This window comes from Sphaerotilus sp., assembly GCF_034519685.1.
Classification (GTDB): Bacteria; Pseudomonadota; Gammaproteobacteria; order Burkholderiales; family Burkholderiaceae_C; genus Sphaerotilus.
The window spans coordinates 1199187-1215845 of record NZ_JAXHOF010000003.1 but is presented as its reverse complement, the minus strand read 5'-3'; the positions used below and the strand labels follow the sequence as shown (position 1 = coordinate 1215845).

The window sequence follows — 16659 nt, the reverse complement described above, 5'->3', positions numbered from 1 at the left end:
GGGTCCGAAACGTGATGTGGTTTTGTGTTGTGTTGCTCCTCCCCCCAGCGGGGGGAGGTTGGGAGGGGGGTTCTGTGTACGCAGCCGCTCTCGACCGCGAGAACCCCCACCCCGGCCCTCCCCCGCTGGGGGAGGGGGAAAGACGGTGACGGTCAGCGTGCGATCAGATCTTGCCGACGAGGTCGATCGACGGGGTCAGCGTGGCCGCGCCTTCGTTCCACTTGGCCGGGCAGACCTGGCCGGGGTTGGCGGCGGTGAACTGGGCCGCCTTCAGCTTGCGCAGCGTTTCCTTCACGTCACGGGCGATCTCGTTCGAGTGGATCTCGGCGGTCTTGATGACGCCGTCCGGGTTGATGACGAAGGTGCCGCGCAGCGCCAGGCCTTCTTCCGGGATGTGGACGCCGAAGGCGTTGGTCAGCGTGTGGGTCGGGTCGCCCACCAGCGGGAACTTGGCCTTGCCGACGGCCGGCGAGGTCTCGTGCCACACCTTGTGCGAGAAGTGGGTGTCGGTCGTGACGATGTACACCTCGGTGCCGGCGGCTTGGAAGGCGGCGTAGTTGTCGGCGGCGTCTTCGATCTCGGTTGGGCAGTTGAAGGTGAACGCCGCCGGCATGAAGATCAGGACCGACCAGTGGCCCTTCAGGCTCTCGTTCGAGACTTCGACGAAGTTGCCGTTGTGGAAGGCGGTGGTCTTGAACGGCTGGACTTGGGTGTTGATCAGGGACATGGGAGAACTCCTTGGGTCGCGGGGTGAAAGAACGTTCAGTTTTGGAATGGACTGAATCTTAGACCGCGTCGCTCGATTGTTCCAATTGGTTGTTGCTCGGCATGTGATAGTCATTTGCTATTGAAGAAGCGGCACGGGCGGACGTTTTGCTGGCTTGAGGGGATTGCATTGCAAATGGGAATCGTTGTCATTAACATGTGGCCATGTCCTCATCCCTTGACTCTTGGCGGCCGTCCGCCCGTTCCGTGCCCGCCGATGCCGGTGCCATGTCCTCCCAGGGCGCTGAAGCGGTCGGTACAGCACCTCCCGCGCAGCGGCGCATCTCCAGCCGCGCGCTGATGGACGGCCAGCGCGAGATCGAGATCGAGCACGACGGGGCGCTGTACCGCCTGCGCCTGACGGCCCTCGGCAAGCTGATCCTGACGAAGTAGAGGTTTTCGATGTTCCACCTGCAAATGAAAGGATCTGGTCATGATGCGTATCGAAACAGGATTCGGTGATCCGGCGCCGGGGCGCGTTCGGGCGACGCTTCTGGTGAAACGGGTGGAGGTGGAGGTGCTGGGGGATGTCTTTGCTGCAGCCGAGCAGCAGGCATTGCCATTGGTGATCCAGCCTCATCTTGCCGGCATGACGGCTGGCGCCGATCTGTCGTCGATTGGTTCCGTGTGGTTGATCGGAGAGTCTTCGGCGATCGGGCTGCAACTGACGCTGGAACTGTTCGATGTCCGTGGTGACGTGCTGGCCCGGGTGTCGTCACAAGTCGGGGGCCGCAACTGTGGCTGGCGCCTGTTGCTGGAGCAATGCACCGACATCCGGCTGCACTGAGAAAGGGGGTCGGAATGTGTGCTTCTGATCGATCCAGACAAGGCTTGAACGGATTGCGCCTGGTCTCCTTGCTGTCCGCTGATGTGCAGGAGCCGAGTGGTCCGCCAGATCTGGCGGCTGCGGTGGCCAGTCAATTGGCCAATCGGGCCCATCCGGCTGAAGTTCTCGTCGCCACCCCGGAATCCTCCCCCCCGCAGGCGTCTCGCCGCCGCCGGCTCTGGGAACTGCCGCGTGTAGTGTTCTGCCCGGTGCTGGGCACTTGTGTGCCCATCGATCGCTTGCGTCGTCTGGCCGACAAGGTGCTTGGACAGCGCGCGCTGGCCGATGACTATGAATTGCACTGCGGCGCCATCAACGCCTGTGCCAGCCGAGGAGAGCTCTCGGAGCGGTTGCAGCGTGAACTGGACACCCGTCACGCCGCAGCGATCCGGAATGCCCGCGCGCTGCGCAGTGTGGAGGCCCTGGCGGCGTACTGGCGCGAGGCCATCCGTGGCAGTGAAGTCGGTGCGGCGTTGTGGGTGACGCTGACGCATCCCTGCTGTGATGCTGCACTGGAAGAACAGGTGCAGCGTGACATCCACATGCTGCAGCACCAGACCGGTACCGGGGTGCGTGTCGATGCACGGCGTCTGCAGGAACTGGTGACTGAAAACGGTGTGCTGACCCGCGAACTGGCCGCAGTCCAGGCGCGGGTGACGCGCCAGATGGCCGACAAGGTGGCCACGATCGAGCGCCAGCAGGCGGAGCTTGTCCGGCTGCGCGCGCAACTGGTCGCGCGCGACACCCGGATCGCCTGTCTGCGGGAGGATCTTGCGGTGGCAGAGGGCAGTGCGTCGGCGGCACAGGTGCGGCTGGACCTGGGCTACCGGCTGGAGTGGCAACAGCAGCGGCTGCAGTCACTGGCCGAGGCGCTGGAAGGCAGTCAGCAGCAGATGCAGGTGCTGCAGCGCCGCTTGGCCGATGCGGGGCAGGGCTGTGCCCGGGTTCCGGAGACCGCAGTGGCTGGCCCGACACTGGACCTGCAGGACAAGGCTGTGCTGTGTGTGGGCGGTCGGCCTGCCAGCGTGCCGATCTACCGCCAGGAAATCGAGGTGCGTGGTGCCCGTTTCCTCCACCATGACGGGGGGGAAGAAGACAGCGCCGCCCGACTGGAGGCGCACCTGGACGCTGCCGATCTGGTGATCTGCCAGACGGGCTGCATCAGCCACAACGCCTACTGGCGGGTCAAGACCCACTGCAAGCGGACGGGCAAGCGCTGTGTCTTTGTCGACCGCCCCAGTGCGACCGGGTTGCTGCGCGGTCTGGCGTCCGAAAGCGTGGACCGGACCGATCTGGCGGACTGAGCCGGTCAGCCGGCGCTGGTCGCCGCTGCCGCGAACTCGTCGAACGCCGCCACCGCCGCCGCCGCGTACATCAGCGACGGCCCGCCGCCCATGTAGGTCGCCACGCCCAGCGTCTCGTCGAGTTCCTGGCGGGTGGCGCCGAGCTTGACCAGCGCCTGCGTGTGGAAGCCAATGCACGGGTCGCAGCGCACCGCGACGCTAAGCGCCAGCGCGATCAGCTCCTTGGTCTTCTTGTCGAGCACGCCGTCGGCGGTGGCGGCGCGGCCGAGGTCGTTGAAGGCTTTCATCACGTCGGGCGTGCTGCTGCGCAGGGTGCCGAGCTGGCGGGAAACGGTCTGCGTCAGGTCGCGGTAGCTGGAGGTGGCCATGGTCGTGGTCCTTTCTGGAGGGGGCAGCGGGGAGGGCGCGGAGCGCAAGCAGAGGAAGTTCCCGCACCAGGCTCGATTAGGCCGCGGTGTATGTCGGGCTGGTTTGCCATACATCAAGGGGTATTTTGTCGCGCATTGTCGCGCATGAGCGACGGGATCGAGTCGGTGCTTTGCAATCTTAATGAGAATGAATATCATTGGCATAACAGCGCCCCCAGCAGACGCTAGGAACCGCGCCCCCTTGAGTCCCCTCACGCATTGCCTGGATCCGTCTACCATGTCCCGTTCCCGCTCTCCTCTGTTCCTCCCTGTCGCCCTGCCGCTGGGCGCCCTCGCTGCCGGCTTCGGGCTGGCCAGCCTGGCCCATGCCCAGGGCGCCGCGCCCGTGGTTTCCGAGCCGGTGGCCGAGGTCTCCACGCTGCGCAAGATCACCGTCAAGGCCAAGAAGGAAGAGGAACGCGGCAAGGACAGCGTGCGCGCCGTGACCACCACGATCGGCAAGGGCACGCAGGAGCTGCGCGACGTGGCGCAGTCGGTCACCGTCATCACCGAGAAGCTCATCGACGACCGCAACCTCGACACGATGAAGGACGTGCTGAAGAACACGGCCGGCATCAGTTTCCTGGCGGCCGAGGGCGGCGAGGAGGACATCCGCCTGCGCGGCTTCCCGCTGCAGTCGACCGGCGACGTGTTCATCGACGGCATGCGCGACCCGGCGTTCTACGACCGCGACACCTTTTTCCTCGACCGCGTCGAGGTGCTGCGTGGCTCGGCGTCGATGCTGTTTGGCCGGGGCTCGACGGGTGGTGCGGTCAACCAGGTCACCAAGGCGCCGCGCCCGATCAACGAACACCAGGTCGATGTGACGGTGGGCAGCCACCACTACCAGCGTGTCATCGGGGACTTCAACCTCCGCACCGGCGACAACGCGGCGCTGCGCCTGGGCGTGATGGACACGAAGGCCGACAACAACGGCGCCGGCTCGTCGATCAGCAAGACCGGGCTGGCGGGCACCTACCGCTGGGGCATGGGCGAGCGCGACGAGTTCTCGCTGTCCTTCTTCCACCTCGACAACGACAACGGCATGAACTACGGCATGCCGTGGATCCGCCCGACCGCGACCTCGGGCGTGGGCGAGACGACGCTGCTGCCGCTGGACCCGAGTGCCTACTACGGCATGGCCAGCGACAAGAACCGCGGCGAGGCGACGACCGCCGGGTTCAGCCATGTCCACCGCTTCTCGGCGACCTCCTCGCTGACGACCAAGGTGCGGCTGGGCGACTTCGACCGCGACCAGCGCGCCAGCACCGTGCGCCTGTGTACCCGCACCGTCAACGCCACCACGGGCGTGGTCAACAATCCCCTGTGCGCGACCTCGAACTCGCTGGCGAACTTCGGCGACGCCACCATCCTGACCCGTGGCACGCAGCTCAAGATCCAGAACGTGCGCAACCTCTACGCCCAGACCGACTACGCCGGGCGCTTCGACGCGCTGGGCGTGCGGCATGAGGTGATGGCCGGGGCCGACGTGGCGATCGAGAAGAAGAAGGTCTACGCCCAGCGCACGGCCGCGCAGGGCGGTGTCGTGCCCACCAAGGCGACCACCACGGTCGGCGCGGAAAACGACGGCGCCTCGGTGGACGAGAGCCTGCGCAAGCTGCGGCTGGCCAACGAGTACGTCTCGCGCGGCCTGGGGTTCTACGCGCAGGATTTGGTGCAGATCGCACCGATGTGGAAGGTGCTGGCCGGCACGCGCTATGACCGTCTGGTCGGCGAGTACGACACCCACGCCATCCCGACCGCCGCCGCCAGTCCCGTCACCACGACCGGCTACCGCATGGAAATCTCCGAATGGAGCCACCGCACCGGCGTGATCTTCCAGCCGTCCGAGCGGATGTCCTTCCACGTCTCCGGGGCGACCTCGTTCAACACCTCGGGCGATGCCTACTCGCTGAGCGCGCAGAACGTGGACACGCCGCCCGAGAAGGCGATCAACCTGGAGTTCGGCGGCAACCTCGCCTCCGAGGACGGCAAGTTCAACGCCCGCTTCGCCGTCTTCCGCTCCACCAAGCTCAACGAGCGCAACACCGACCCGGACGTCAACCTCGTCACCCTGTCGGGCAAGCGCCATGTGGCGGGCATCGAGCTGGACCTGGCCGGGCGGCTGACGTCTGCGTGGGAGGTGTTCGGCTCCTACATGTGGCTGCCGGTGGCCAAGATCGACGTGGCCGTGCCTTGCACCCGCAGCGCGACGGTGCAGTGCGTGCAGACCGAAGCCCAGGGCGCGCGTCCGTCGCTGACCCCGCGCCACAGCGGCACGGTATGGACCACCTACCAGCTCACGCCGAAGCTGCGCGTCGGCGGTGGCCTCAACGCCCGCAGCAGCATGTCCCCGAACCGCAACCCGGGCTGGGCGGCGCCGAAGTACGTGACCGGCGACCTGATGGCCGAGTACGCGGTCAGCGAGGACTTCACTCTCAAGGCCAACGTCTCCAACGTGACCAACAAGCTGTACGCCGAGGCGCTCTACACCGGCCACTACACGCCGGGTGCTGGCCGGCTGGTGCAGGTCACCGGCTCGCTGAAGTTCTGACCGACGTGCTGACCGACGTGCTGCCATGCTGATCCGCATCCCCGGCGTGTTCGACGCCGACGCCCTGGCCCGCGCCCGTGCGCTGCTGGCGGACGCGCCGTGGACTGACGGTGCCACCACCGCCGGCGCCCAGGCCCTGCACGCCAAGCGCAACCAGCAACTGCCCGCCACCTGCGCGGCGGCGCAGGCGCTGCAGGCGATGGTGCTCGCCGCGCTGGAGCAGCACCCGGTGTTCTTCTCGGCCGCGCTGCCTAAGCGGGTGTTCCCGCCGATGTTCAACCGCTACGGCGGCGCGGCCAACACCTACGGCGCCCATGTGGACAACGCCATCCGCTACGTGCCCGGCCGTGGCGAGCGGGTGCGCACCGACCTGAGCGCCACGCTGTTCCTGGCCGATCCGGCCGACTACGACGGCGGCGAGCTGGTGATCGACGACACCTATGGCGAGCAGCGCGTGAAGCTGGCGGCGGGCGACCTGGTGCTCTACCCGGGCACCAGCGTCCACCGGGTCGAGCCGGTCACGCGCGGCCACCGCCTCGCGAGCTTCTTCTGGATCGAGAGCCTCGTGCGCAGCGACGAGCAGCGCCGCTTGCTGCACGACATGGACCGCTTTCTCATGCACTTGCGCAGCACGGTGGGCGAGACCGATCCGGGGGTTGTCGGCCTGACCGGGACGTACCACAACCTGCTGCGCCAGTGGGCGGACACCTGAACCATGCACACGACGCCGTACCCGAACACTTCGCCCGATGCCCTCGGCCCCAACGCCAAGCGCACGCTGGTGACCGCCATGCTGGGCGCGCACCTGCTGGCCGGCTGGGGGCTGCTGCAGGTGCCCGCCGTGCGGGACATGGCCGCCGAGGTGGCGCCGATGATGGTCAACCTCATCGCCCCCACGCCCGAGGCGCCGCCGCCAGCCCCGCCGCCGCCGCCGAAGGTCCAGCCCAGGCTGCCCCCGCCACCGCCGGCCCCCGTGCTGGCGGCCAAGCCGCCGCCGGTGCCGACCCCGGTGCCAGCCTTCACCGCACCGCCGCCGCCGCCCGAGCCACCGCCGATGCGTCCGCCAGAAGCGCCTCCGGTGCCACCAGCACCCCCTGCGCCGCCCGTGCCACCGGCGCCACCAGCGCCTGTCGCGCCCCCGGTGCCGCCCGCGCCGGCACCGGCCGCGCCGCGCACCGTCGTGCTCACCGACAGCGACTGGGTGCGTGTGCCGGAGATCGAGTACCCGCTCGCCTCGCGCCGCCTCAAGGAGGAGGGCACCGTCGTCGTGCGGGCGCTGATCGACACACGCGGCGTACCGAAACAGGCCGTGCTGCAGCGCTCGTCCGGCCACACCCGGCTGGACCAGCAGGCGCTGCGGGCGGCGCTGACCGCCCGCGTCAAGCCGCGCACCGAAAACGGTGTGCCCTTCGAGTTCTGGATCGCGATGCCGCTGGCATTCGAACTGGAAGATTGATTCCGCAGATTCACAGGTTCCACAGGAGAAACCCATGGGCTTTGGCCATTTTCTTTCCCAGTCCGACGCCGTCGGCAAGACGCTGCTGGCCATCCTCGTGCTGATGTCGGTGGCCTCGTGGGCACTGATCGCCATCAAGGGCGTGACCCAGGTGCTGCGCCAGCGGCGCAGCGAGAAGTTCCTGAACTTCTTCTGGAACGCCCGCTCGCTCGACGAGGTGGATGCCGAGATCCGCGCCCACGGCGTGCAGGACCCCTTCGGCCACCTCGCCGCCCACGCCATCCACGCCCAGGCCCACCACGCCAAGTACGGCGCGGCCAAGCTCCAGGAGGCCGGCACGGCGCAGGAGTTCGTCACCCGCACCATCAAGAAGGTGCTCGACGAGGAGACCACCCGGCTGGAGAACGGCCTGACCACGCTCGCCACCATCGGATCGACCGCCCCGTTCGTCGGCCTGTTCGGCACCGTCTGGGGCGTCTACCACGCGCTGCTGGCCATCGGCATGAGCGGCGCGGGCACGCTGGACAAGGTGGCCGGGCCGGTCGGCGAGGCGTTGATCATGACCGGCATCGGTCTGGCGGTGGCGATTCCGGCGGTCATCGCCTACAACGCCTTCAACCGCGGCAACCGGGTGCTCAATGCCAAGCTTGACGCCTTCGCCTTCGAGCTGCTGACCTTCCTGTCGACCGGCTCGACGCTGGCCGACAACGGCCGCGACCGTGCTGCCGAGGCCGGCGCCGTGCGTCCGCTGCGTCCGGCCGCGGCCTGATCGAGCTGACCCGGAGAACCGCCATGGCCTTCGCCAGTTTCGACCGACAGTCCTCCGGCGCCCCGGTGTCGGAGATCAACATGGTGCCGCTCATCGACGTGATGTTGGTGCTGCTGGTCATCTTCATCGTCACGGCACCGCTGCTGACGCACTCCGTCAAGCTGGAGCTGCCGCAGGCCACCAGCCAGGTGAACCCGCCCGTGCCGGTGAAGATCGACTTCGCGATCGACGCCACCGGCCAGCGCTACTGGAACGGCGAGCGCGTCAGCCGCGAGGACGCCGCCGTCCGCTTCGTCGCCGAAGGCGGCCAGCCGGTGCAGCCGGAAATCCACCTGCGCGCCGACCAGGCCGTCGCCTACCGCCACGTCGCGCAGACGCTGGCCGACGCCTCGAAGGCCGGGCTGACCAAGGTCGGCTTCGTGAGCCAGCCCGAGGCGAAATGAGCCCCGCCCAGCCGCCCGCAGCGCCGGTCTGTCTGGCCGACTACGCCGCGCTGGCCCGCCACCGCCTGGACGACAACGCCCGCGCCTACTTCGAGGGCGGCGCAGCGGACGAGCTGACCCTGGCCGCCAATGTGCAGGCGTGGCGCGACATTCCCCTGTCGGCGCGGGTGCTGCGGCCGATGGCGGGCGCGCACACGCGGGTCACGCTGTTCGGCCGCACGCTGGCGCACCCGATCCTGCTGGCGCCCGTCGCCTACCAGCGGCTGGCCCACCCGGACGGCGAACTCGCCACCGCGCAGGCCGCCGCCGCGCTGCAGGCCGGCATGGTGCTGAGCACGCAGTCGTCCGTGCCGGTCGAGGACATCGCCCGCATCGTCTGCACCGACCCGGACGCCGGGCCGCTGTGGTTCCAGCTCTACCTGCAGCACGACCGCGGTTTCACGCTCGACCTGGTGCGGCGCGCCGAGGCGGCCGGCTGCACGGCGCTGGTGCTGACGGTCGATGCGCCGGTGCAGGGCGCGCGCGACCGCGAGCGCCGGGCCGGCTTTCGCCTGCCGCCGGGCGTGCGGGCTGTGCATCTCGACGGTCTTCTGCCCCCGCGCCCGGCGCGGACGCTGGCGGCGGGGCAGAGCGCGCTGTTCGACGGCCTGCTCGCCGACACGCCCACCTGGGACGACGTCGCCTGGCTGCGCGCGCAGACCCGGCTGCCGCTGCTGCTCAAGGGCATGACCCATCCCGAGGATGCGCGGCTGGCGCAGTCGCTGGGCGCCGACGGACTGGTCGTTTCCAACCACGGCGGCCGCACGCTCGACACGCTGCCCGCGACCGCCGTGCTGCTGCCGCGCATCGCGGACGCGGTGGGCGCGTCCCTGCCGTTGCTGGTCGACGGCGGCATCCGGCGCGGCACCGATGTGCTGAAGGCGCTGGTGCTGGGGGCGCGGGCGGTGCTGATCGGGCGGCCGGTGGTGCAGGCGCTGGCGGTGGGCGGGGCGCACGGCGTGGCGCATGTGCTGCGGCTGCTGCGGGATGAACTGGAGATCGCGATGGCGTTGACCGGATGCACTTCGCTGGATCGGATCAGGTAACACCAGCCAAAGGTACTGCTTGGTACAGAAGCCGCTCGGTATAGTGATCGTCTGTCCGATGATCTCTGTCTCTGCCGCCATGAAGGCCCTGCTAGTCGATGACCACGCCCTGTTCCGCTCCGGCCTGATGATGCTGCTGGCGCTGCGGTTTCCGGACGTGGTCATGCGGGAAGCGGACGGGCTGACCGCAGCGCTGGCCCACCTGGCGGCCGAGCCTGACATCGAGCTGGTGCTGCTCGACCTCGGTCTGCGCGACAGCGAGGGGCTGCCGACCTTGCGCCAGCTGCGGGCGGTGTCGGACGAGCTGACCCTCGTGGTGCTGTCGGCCAGCGACGATCCCGACACCATGATCGCCGCGCTCAACGAGGGCGCGGCCGGCTTCATCCCGAAGACGACCCGCAGCGGCACGGTCGAGCAGGCGTTGCGCATCGTGCTCGGTGGCGGCATCTACCTGCCGCCGGCGGTCTACAGCGCCGTGGCTCCGCTGCCCGCAGTGGCGCAGTCCGACGAGGACCGGTCCGCTGAAGTGATCGACCGGCTGGGCTTGTCGCCGCGGCAGGTGGACGTGCTGCGGCTGCTGACAGCCGGGCAGTCGAACAAGGTGATCTGCCGGGAACTGGATCTGGCGGAGTCCACCATCAAGACGCACCTGCTCGGACTGTTCCGCAAGCTCGGTGTGGGTTCGCGCACCGAGGCGGTGGTGGCGGCGGCGCGGATCGGGCTGAAGTTTCCGAACGGGTGAGCGCCTGGGCGTCAGCCCGCGACCACGCGCACCGCCGCCCGGTGCGCCTCCGGCTCCGAGTCAAACCGATCGAAGCCGGTGTAGCAGAGGAAATGCCGGTTCGCCGCCCGGCCGAACAGCGCCATGCCGAGCCGGGTCGCCAGGTCGTGGCCCATCTGCGTGACACCGTTGCGCGACACGACGATCGGCACGCCCATGTGCGCGGCCTTCATCACCATCTCGCTGGTGAGCCGGCCGGTGGTGTAGAAGGTCTTGTCGCCGCCGTCGACGCCGTGCAGCCACATCCAGCCGGCGATGGTGTCGATCGCGTTGTGGCGGCCCACGTCCTCGATGAACATCAGCAGTTGCGTGCCGAGGAACAGCGCGCAGCCGTGGACCGAGCCGGCCTTGCGGTGGATGCTGTCCTGCTGGCGCATCACGTCGAGCAGGCCGTTGAGCGTGCCCTGGCGGATGCGCGCCGTGCGGGCGTCGGGCAGGCGCAGGGTGTCCACCTGCTCCATCACGTCGCCGAAGACGGTGCCCTGGCCGCAGCCGGTGGTGACGACACGCCGGCCGGTGCGGGTGTCGAGGTCGGGGATGCCCGAGCGGGTGTAGACCGCTGCGGCGCCCACATCCCAGTCCACCGTGATCGAGACGATGTCGGCCAGATCCTGCACCAGCCGCTGGTTGCGCAGCCAGCCCAGCACCAGCAGCTCCGGGCTCGCCCCCAGCGTCATCAGCGTCACCACCTCGCGCTTGTCCACGAACACGGTCAGCGGGCGCTCGGCGGGGATGGCGATCGTGCGGCGCTCGCCGTACTCGTCCATCACCTCGATCTCGCGCAGCAGCGTGTCGCGTGCTGCGGTCATCCGGGGAGCGTCAGGTCGCAGGTCGGGGGCGATGGGCGCGGCGATGGCCATGGGCGGTCTGCCGGTGTGGATTCAGGTCTTGGACGCGGCGGCGGGCGGGGCCGAAGCGGCCGCGGCAGCGGGTGCGGGAGCTGGTGCCGAGGCGGCCCCGGGTGGCGTGTAGACAAACACGCCCGGGTCCGCGCAGGCCGGCGTCTCGGTGGCCGGCTTGACCTCCTTGCCGGCGGCCTTGGCCTTGGTGCGGTAGTCGGCGGCAACCTTGTCCATCGACAGGCACAGCTTGTAGGCGTCGACCTTGCCGGCGTGGGCGGTCTTGGCGGCGGTTTCGGCGGCCTTGGCCTTGGCTTCGTCGCTCGGGGCGGGCAGCTTGGCGACGGCCGTGCCGACCAGCGCGACCAGCAGCAGGGCGAGCGGGAGGGTGGGGGCGGGGATGCGCTTCATGCGGGTCGACTCGCGTGGGGTTGGGGCGCCACCGACGAGGCGACCGGGGTGGAACGCTGCGCCGGGATCTTGCCGGCCTTGACGTCGTCGTACCAGAGAGCGTGGTGCTCCTTGGCCCAGCCTTCGTCGACATAGCCGGTGCGCATGGCCGAGTAGGCGCCCTTCATGCCGAGAGTGCCCATGTAGATGTGGCCCATCAGGATGGCCATCATCACCATGGCCGCGGCGGCATGCACCATGTGCGCGATCTGCATCTCGCTGCGCAGCTCGCCGAAGCCGGGGACCAGCTTGTCCAGCACCAGCCCGGACGCCACGATGAACACGCCCGGGATCGTCACGCCCCACCAGAACATGCCCTTTTCACCGGCGTTGAAGCGGTGCGAGGGGATCTCTTCCTTGCCGAACAGCCCGCCGGCTTTCGACAGCCAGACGAAGTCGGCCCGGCTGGCGATGTTGTCCTTCACGAAGATCAGGATCACCACCGTCAGCGACACCGCGAACAGCGGCCCGGCGAAGTTGTGGGCGTTCTTCAGCACATAGGTGAGCCAGCCGAACAGCGTGTGGCCAAGCACCGGCAGCAGGAAGAACTTGCCAAACGCCATCACGATGCCCGAGACCGCCAGTACGACAAACGCCGTCGCATTGGTCCAGTGCGCGGCGCGCTCCAGCGGGGTGAAGCGCTCGATCATGCGGCCGGTGTCGGGCTCGTGGCCGCCGAGCGCGCCCTTGCGCCAGTAGAACAGGCCGATCGCGAGGGCCACGATCAGCAGCAGCGAGCCGCCGTACGGGATGATCCACTGGTTGCGCACCTGCCGCCACGCCTCGCCGGCGGTGGTCAGGCGCGAGCCGGGGTACTGGGTCATCGACTGGATCAGCACGCCTTGTTCGACGCCAGGCAGCGAGGTGTAGCCCGCAACGGCGCCCGTGTCACGGACTGCGCGCCAGACGGGGGCGTTGTTGCCGGGCTGGCTCTTGCTGCGTTCTGCAGCGGTGTCGTCAGGGCGCGGCTCGGCGGGTGCCACATAGCCGGCAGGCGCGCCGGTCATCGCGGGCGCCGAGGCGGCGTCTGCCGTCTGCGCGCCGGCCGGACCCGCGCCCAGCAGCGCGGCCGCCAGCAGCAGGGTGCCCAGGGGTCGGATCAGCTTGGACATCGCCGCTCCTCACGGCCGCGCGGGGGCGCGGACGTATTCGTTCTGGTGCTGGTTGCGGGCGCGGATCTGCGACTCCCAGGCCGCCTTGTCGCCGCCCGCGTAGGGCGCCTGATCGGGCTTCTTGGCCTGTAGCTCCTGCGTGCGCTCGCTGCAGCCCGCCAGCGCGGCCACGGCGGTCAGCGCGACGGCCAGCGTCCGCACGCCACGGGTGATCGGTGCGGTGTTCATGACTTGGCGGCCTCCGGTGCAGCGGGGGTGGCGCCACCGGCCGGCTTGCCGTAGGCGGTGCCCCAGCCCCAGACTTCGCTGCCCTTGCCGCGCTGGATCACGCGGGTGCGGAAGATGTCGGCCACCACATCGCCGTCGCCGCCGAGCAATGCCTTGGTCGAGCACTGCTCGGCGCAGGCCGGCAGCTTCCCTTCGGCCAGCCGGTTGCGGCCGTACTTCTCGTATTCGGCCTGGCTGGTGTTCTCCTCCGGGCCGCCGGCGCAGAAGGTGCATTTGTCCATCTTGCCGCGCAGGCCGAAGGTGCCGTTGCTCGGAAACTGCGGCGCGCCGAATGGGCAGGCGTAGGAGCAGTAGCCACAGCCGATGCACACGTCCTTGTCGTGCAGCACGACGCCCTCGTCGGTGCGGTAGAAGCAATCCACCGGGCAGACCGCCATGCACGGCGCATCCGAGCAGTGCATGCAGGCCACCGAGATCGACTTCTCGCCGGGGATACCGTCGTTGAGCGTGACGACGCGGCGGCGGTTGACGCCCCACGGGACATCATGCTCGGCCTTGCAGGCGGTGACGCAGCCGTTGCACTCGATGCAGCGCTCCGAGTCGCAGATGAATTTCATTCGGGCCATGTGGTTGCTCCGTTCAGGCTTTTTCGACCTGGCAGACCGTGGTCTTGGTCTCTTGCATCATCGTCACGCTGTCGTAGCCGTAGGTCGTGCCGGTGTTGACGGCCTCGCCCCGCACCACCGGCATCGCGCCTTCGGGGTAGTACGCCGCCATGTCGGCGCCGCCCCAGCGGCCGGAGAAGTGGAACGGCATGAACACCGTTCCAGCATCGACCCGCTCGGTCACCAGCGCCTTCATGCGCATGCCCTTGAAGTCGGGCAGGGCAGCCATCGGCGGCGTCTTGACCCAGACGTCCTCCCCATTGCGGATGCCCCGGTCGTTGGCAGCCTTGGGGTTGATCTCGATGAACATCTCCTGCTGCAGCTCGGCCAGCCACGGGTTGGAGCGGGTCTCCTCGCCGCCGCCCTCGTACTCGACCAGCCGACCCGAGGTCATGATGAGCGGGAAGGTCTTGCCGATGTCCTTGTTCTTCTCCTGCACCGACTTGTAGAGCGTCGGCAGGCGCCAGAACGCCTTCTTGTCGTCGTGGGTCGGGTACTGGGCGACGAGGTCCGGGCGGGTCGAGTAGAGCGGCTCGCGGTGCTGCGGGATCGGGTCGGGGAAGTTCCAGACCACGGCGCGGGCCTTGGCGTTGCCGAAGGGGTGGCAGCCGTGCAGCTTCATCGCCACGCGGATGATGCCGCCCGAGGAGTCGGTCTTCCAGTTCTTGCCTTCCGCCGCGGTCTTCTCGGACTCGGTCAGGTCGTCCCACCAGCCGAGTTTCTTCAACAGCAGGTGGTCGAACTCCGGATAGCCGGTGGTCAGGTCCGCGCCCAGCGAGTGCGAGCCATCGGCGGCCAGCAGCGAGCTGCCGTCCCGCTCGACACCGAAGTTGGCGCGGAAGTTGCCGCCGCCGTCCATGACGTGCTTGCTGGTGTCGTAGAGGTTGGGCGAGCCGGGGTGCTTCATCTCCGGCGTGCCGAAACACGGCCAGGGCAGGCCGAAGTATTCGCCGTCCAGGTTCAGCCCGGTTTCCTTGTCGATGCCGCCCTTGGCCTTGAGCGTCTTCACATCGAAGACCTGCATGTTGCGCATGTGGGCCTTCAGGCGCTCCGGGCTCTGGCCGGTGTAGCCGATGGTCCAGACGCTGCGGTTGATCTCGCGCAGGATGGACTCGGTCTCGGGCTCCATCTGGCCACCCTTGCCTGGGACCATCTTGAAGTTCTTGACCAGTTCCGCGCCGAAGCCGAGTTTTTCAGCCAGCTGGTACATGATCATGTGGTCGGTGCGCGATTCCCACAGCGGCTCGATGACCTTCTCGCGCCACTGGATCGAGCGGTTCGAGGCGGTGCAGGAGCCGGTGGTCTCGAACTGCGTGCAGGCCGGCAGCAGGTAGACGGCGCGGTTCGGGTTCAGGTCGTCCTTGGCGCCGGGCATCGCGGCCATCGCGGCGGTGGCACTCGGGAAGGGGTCGACCACGACCAGCAGGTCGAGCTTGTCCATCGCCCGCTTCATCTCCAGCCCGCGGGTCTGCGAGTTCGGCGCATGGCCCCAGAAGAACAGGCCGCGCAGGTTCGATTCCTGGTCGATCAGCTCGTTCTTCTCCAGCACGCCGTCGATCCAGCGTGAGACCGTCATGCCGGACTTGCTCATCATGCCGGGCGCGTACTGCTTCTTGATCCACTCGTAGTCGACACCCCAGACCTTGGCGAAGTGCTTCCATGAACCTTCCGCGAGGCCGTAGTAGCCGGGCAGCGAGTCCGGGTTCGGGCCGACGTCGGTCGCGCCCTGCACGTTGTCATGGCCGCGGAAGATGTTGGTGCCGCCGCCGGACTTGCCGACGTTGCCCAAGGCCAGCTGCAGCAGGCACGAGGCCCGCACGATCGCGTTGCCGATGGTGTGCTGCGTCTGGCCCATGCACCAGACGATGGTGCCGGGGCGGTTGTCGGCCAGGATCTTCGCGACCTTGTAGGTGGTGGCCTCGTCGACACCACAGGCTTCCTGCACCTTGTCCGGTGTCCACTTCGCCAGCACTTCCTCGCGCACCTTGTCCATGCCCCAGACCCGGTCTTCGAGGTATTTCTTGTCCTCCCAGCCGTTCTTGAAGATGTGGTGCATTACGCCGAACAGGAAGGGAATGTCCGAGCCCGAGCGGATGCGCACGTACTCGTCCGCCTTCGCCGCGGTGCGGGTGAAACGCGGATCGACCACGATCATCTTGCAGCCGGTCTCCTTGGCATGGAGCATGTGCAGCATCGACACCGGGTGCGCTTCCGCTGCGTTCGAGCCGATGTAGATCGCCGAACGCGAGTTCTGCATGTCGTTGTAGGAGTTGGTCATCGCGCCATACCCCCACGTGTTCGCCACCCCTGCGACGGTGGTGGAGTGGCAGATGCGCGCCTGGTGGTCGGTGTTGTTCGAGCCCCAGAAACTGATCCACTTGCGCAGCAGGTAGGCCTGCTCGTTGTTGTGCTTCGACGAGCCGACGACAAAGAGCGAGTCCGGCCCGCTCTGCTTCTTCAGCTCCAGCATCTTGGCGCTGATCTCGTTCAGCGCCTCGTCCCAGGAGATGCGCTTGTACTTGCCGTCGACCAGCTTCATCGGGGTTTTCAGCCGGTACTCGCCGTGGCCATGCTCGCGCAGCGCCGCGCCCTTGGCGCAGTGGGCGCCCATGTTGATGGGCGAGTCGAACACCGGCTCCTGGCGCACCCAGACGCCGTTTTCCACTACGGCGTCCACCGCGCAGCCCACCGAGCAGTGGCCGCAGACGGTGCGCTTGACCTCGACCTTCTTCGCGCCGCCGGCTGCCGCAGAGGCCGCATCGGCCGCCTCGACGCGCTTGACCAGCGTGAGCTGTGACGCGGCCAGCCCGGCGCCGACGCCCAGGCCGGAGCGGCGCAGGAAGCTGCGGCGGTCGAGCGTCGGGATCGCCCGGCCGATGCCACGGGCCAGGCTGGACACGAGCGGGGACGAAGGTGAGCCAGGGGAGGCCGGGGCGGCGCGGCGGGTGAGCAGCATGGGGGTGTCTCCTGGAGGC

At 68.4% G+C, this 16659-nt stretch carries 18 protein-coding genes; 10 read left to right on the top strand and 8 right to left on the bottom strand.

Annotated features, from left to right (window positions below):
• Positions 1-163: 163 nt before the first annotated feature.
• Positions 164-727: an alkyl hydroperoxide reductase subunit C gene (gene ahpC, locus U5O44_RS09330; protein WP_322588157.1), complete on the bottom strand. Its 564-nt coding sequence runs from the start codon at positions 725-727 to the stop codon at positions 164-166.
• Positions 728-993: 266 nt separating this feature from the next.
• Here ahpC and hemP point away from each other — a divergent pair, with 266 nt between their 5' ends.
• The 3 genes from hemP to U5O44_RS09315 are packed head-to-tail and all read left to right on the top strand — an operon-like array spanning position 994 to position 2895.
• Positions 994-1158, top strand: a complete 165-nt coding sequence (gene hemP / locus U5O44_RS09325; protein WP_322588156.1) for a hemin uptake protein HemP — start codon at positions 994-996, stop codon at positions 1156-1158.
• A 40-nt stretch (positions 1159-1198) separates the two neighbouring features.
• Positions 1199-1552: a hypothetical protein gene (locus U5O44_RS09320; protein WP_322588155.1), complete on the top strand. Its 354-nt coding sequence runs from the start codon at positions 1199-1201 to the stop codon at positions 1550-1552.
• Positions 1553-1596: 44 nt separating this feature from the next.
• Entirely contained in the window at positions 1597-2895 is a 1299-nt protein-coding gene (locus U5O44_RS09315; RefSeq protein WP_322588154.1) for a DUF2325 domain-containing protein, read from the top strand.
• A 5-nt stretch (positions 2896-2900) separates the two neighbouring features.
• On the opposite strand, the gene U5O44_RS09310 is transcribed toward U5O44_RS09315, so the two are convergent.
• A complete protein-coding gene (locus U5O44_RS09310; RefSeq protein WP_322588153.1) occupies positions 2901-3263 on the bottom strand; it encodes a carboxymuconolactone decarboxylase family protein in 363 nt (120 codons plus the stop codon).
• Positions 3264-3540: 277 nt separating this feature from the next.
• Here U5O44_RS09310 and U5O44_RS09305 point away from each other — a divergent pair, with 277 nt between their 5' ends.
• From U5O44_RS09305 to U5O44_RS09275, 7 genes are all read left to right on the top strand, one after another.
• Positions 3541-5856 (top strand): TonB-dependent receptor, encoded by a 2316-nt coding sequence (locus U5O44_RS09305; protein WP_322588152.1) that lies wholly within the window; start codon positions 3541-3543, stop codon positions 5854-5856.
• Between the two features lie 25 nt (positions 5857-5881).
• On the top strand, positions 5882-6568 hold the full coding sequence (locus U5O44_RS09300) for a Fe2+-dependent dioxygenase (protein ID WP_322588151.1): 687 nt from the start codon (positions 5882-5884) through the stop codon (positions 6566-6568).
• A gap of 3 nt (positions 6569-6571) precedes the next feature.
• Positions 6572-7312 carry an energy transducer TonB gene (locus tag U5O44_RS09295; RefSeq protein ID WP_322588150.1) on the top strand — a complete coding sequence of 247 codons (741 nt, stop codon included), beginning with the start codon at positions 6572-6574 and terminating at the stop codon, positions 7310-7312.
• A 34-nt stretch (positions 7313-7346) separates the two neighbouring features.
• Positions 7347-8081 (top strand): MotA/TolQ/ExbB proton channel family protein, encoded by a 735-nt coding sequence (locus U5O44_RS09290; RefSeq protein WP_322588149.1) that lies wholly within the window; start codon positions 7347-7349, stop codon positions 8079-8081.
• A 23-nt stretch (positions 8082-8104) separates the two neighbouring features.
• Positions 8105-8524, top strand: a complete 420-nt coding sequence (locus tag U5O44_RS09285) for an ExbD/TolR family protein (protein ID WP_322588148.1) — start codon at positions 8105-8107, stop codon at positions 8522-8524.
• Positions 8521-9609 carry an alpha-hydroxy acid oxidase gene (locus U5O44_RS09280; RefSeq protein ID WP_322588147.1) on the top strand — a complete coding sequence of 363 codons (1089 nt, stop codon included), beginning with the start codon at positions 8521-8523 and terminating at the stop codon, positions 9607-9609. The genes U5O44_RS09285 and U5O44_RS09280 overlap by 4 nt, the downstream gene beginning before the upstream one ends.
• A 79-nt stretch (positions 9610-9688) precedes the next feature.
• Positions 9689-10351, top strand: coding sequence for a response regulator transcription factor (locus U5O44_RS09275; RefSeq protein WP_322588146.1), 663 nt, complete (start codon positions 9689-9691; stop codon positions 10349-10351).
• A gap of 11 nt (positions 10352-10362) precedes the next feature.
• Here U5O44_RS09275 and U5O44_RS09270 read toward each other — a convergent pair whose 3' ends face one another.
• The 6 genes from U5O44_RS09270 to U5O44_RS09245 all read right to left on the bottom strand — a co-directional run bounded on the left by U5O44_RS09270 (position 10363) and on the right by U5O44_RS09245 (position 16640).
• The gene (locus U5O44_RS09270) at positions 10363-11199 is read right to left on the bottom strand and encodes a formate dehydrogenase accessory sulfurtransferase FdhD (protein ID WP_416222146.1); all 837 of its coding nucleotides are present in this window, start codon (positions 11197-11199) and stop codon (positions 10363-10365) included.
• A gap of 72 nt (positions 11200-11271) precedes the next feature.
• Positions 11272-11640: a hypothetical protein gene (locus U5O44_RS09265; protein ID WP_322588144.1), complete on the bottom strand. Its 369-nt coding sequence runs from the start codon at positions 11638-11640 to the stop codon at positions 11272-11274.
• Positions 11637-12791 (bottom strand): formate dehydrogenase subunit gamma, encoded by a 1155-nt coding sequence (locus tag U5O44_RS09260; protein ID WP_322588143.1) that lies wholly within the window; start codon positions 12789-12791, stop codon positions 11637-11639. The genes U5O44_RS09265 and U5O44_RS09260 overlap by 4 nt, the downstream gene beginning before the upstream one ends.
• Before the next feature lie 9 nt (positions 12792-12800).
• A complete protein-coding gene (locus U5O44_RS09255; RefSeq protein WP_322588142.1) occupies positions 12801-13019 on the bottom strand; it encodes a hypothetical protein in 219 nt (72 codons plus the stop codon).
• Positions 13016-13645, bottom strand: a complete 630-nt coding sequence (fdh3B, locus tag U5O44_RS09250; protein ID WP_179634493.1) for a formate dehydrogenase FDH3 subunit beta — start codon at positions 13643-13645, stop codon at positions 13016-13018. Before fdh3B ends, U5O44_RS09255 begins: the two co-directional genes overlap by 4 nt.
• Before the next feature lie 13 nt (positions 13646-13658).
• Positions 13659-16640, bottom strand: a complete 2982-nt coding sequence (locus U5O44_RS09245; RefSeq protein WP_322588141.1) for a formate dehydrogenase subunit alpha — start codon at positions 16638-16640, stop codon at positions 13659-13661.
• Positions 16641-16659 lie beyond the last annotated feature (19 nt).

What these genes read in the sequence shown, in the direction of transcription:
- ahpC (WP_322588157.1), bottom strand. Translation starts at nt 727, where the DNA reads ATGTCCCTGATCAACACCCAAGTCCAGCCGTTCAAGACCACCGCCTTC.
- hemP (WP_322588156.1), top strand. Translation starts at nt 994, where the DNA reads ATGTCCTCCCAGGGCGCTGAAGCGGTCGGTACAGCACCTCCCGCGCAG.
- U5O44_RS09320 (WP_322588155.1), top strand. Translation starts at nt 1,199, where the DNA reads ATGATGCGTATCGAAACAGGATTCGGTGATCCGGCGCCGGGGCGCGTT.
- U5O44_RS09310 (WP_322588153.1), bottom strand. Translation starts at nt 3,263, where the DNA reads ATGGCCACCTCCAGCTACCGCGACCTGACGCAGACCGTTTCCCGCCAG.
- U5O44_RS09305 (WP_322588152.1), top strand. Translation starts at nt 3,541, where the DNA reads ATGTCCCGTTCCCGCTCTCCTCTGTTCCTCCCTGTCGCCCTGCCGCTG.
- U5O44_RS09300 (WP_322588151.1), top strand. Translation starts at nt 5,882, where the DNA reads ATGCTGATCCGCATCCCCGGCGTGTTCGACGCCGACGCCCTGGCCCGC.
- U5O44_RS09295 (WP_322588150.1), top strand. Translation starts at nt 6,572, where the DNA reads ATGCACACGACGCCGTACCCGAACACTTCGCCCGATGCCCTCGGCCCC.
- U5O44_RS09290 (WP_322588149.1), top strand. Translation starts at nt 7,347, where the DNA reads ATGGGCTTTGGCCATTTTCTTTCCCAGTCCGACGCCGTCGGCAAGACG.
- U5O44_RS09285 (WP_322588148.1), top strand. Translation starts at nt 8,105, where the DNA reads ATGGCCTTCGCCAGTTTCGACCGACAGTCCTCCGGCGCCCCGGTGTCG.
- U5O44_RS09280 (WP_322588147.1), top strand. Translation starts at nt 8,521, where the DNA reads ATGAGCCCCGCCCAGCCGCCCGCAGCGCCGGTCTGTCTGGCCGACTAC.
- U5O44_RS09275 (WP_322588146.1), top strand. Translation starts at nt 9,689, where the DNA reads ATGAAGGCCCTGCTAGTCGATGACCACGCCCTGTTCCGCTCCGGCCTG.
- U5O44_RS09270 (WP_416222146.1), bottom strand. Translation starts at nt 11,199, where the DNA reads ATGACCGCAGCACGCGACACGCTGCTGCGCGAGATCGAGGTGATGGAC.
- U5O44_RS09265 (WP_322588144.1), bottom strand. Translation starts at nt 11,640, where the DNA reads ATGAAGCGCATCCCCGCCCCCACCCTCCCGCTCGCCCTGCTGCTGGTC.
- U5O44_RS09260 (WP_322588143.1), bottom strand. Translation starts at nt 12,791, where the DNA reads ATGTCCAAGCTGATCCGACCCCTGGGCACCCTGCTGCTGGCGGCCGCG.
- U5O44_RS09255 (WP_322588142.1), bottom strand. Translation starts at nt 13,019, where the DNA reads ATGAACACCGCACCGATCACCCGTGGCGTGCGGACGCTGGCCGTCGCG.
- fdh3B (WP_179634493.1), bottom strand. Translation starts at nt 13,645, where the DNA reads ATGGCCCGAATGAAATTCATCTGCGACTCGGAGCGCTGCATCGAGTGC.
- U5O44_RS09245 (WP_322588141.1), bottom strand. Translation starts at nt 16,640, where the DNA reads ATGCTGCTCACCCGCCGCGCCGCCCCGGCCTCCCCTGGCTCACCTTCG.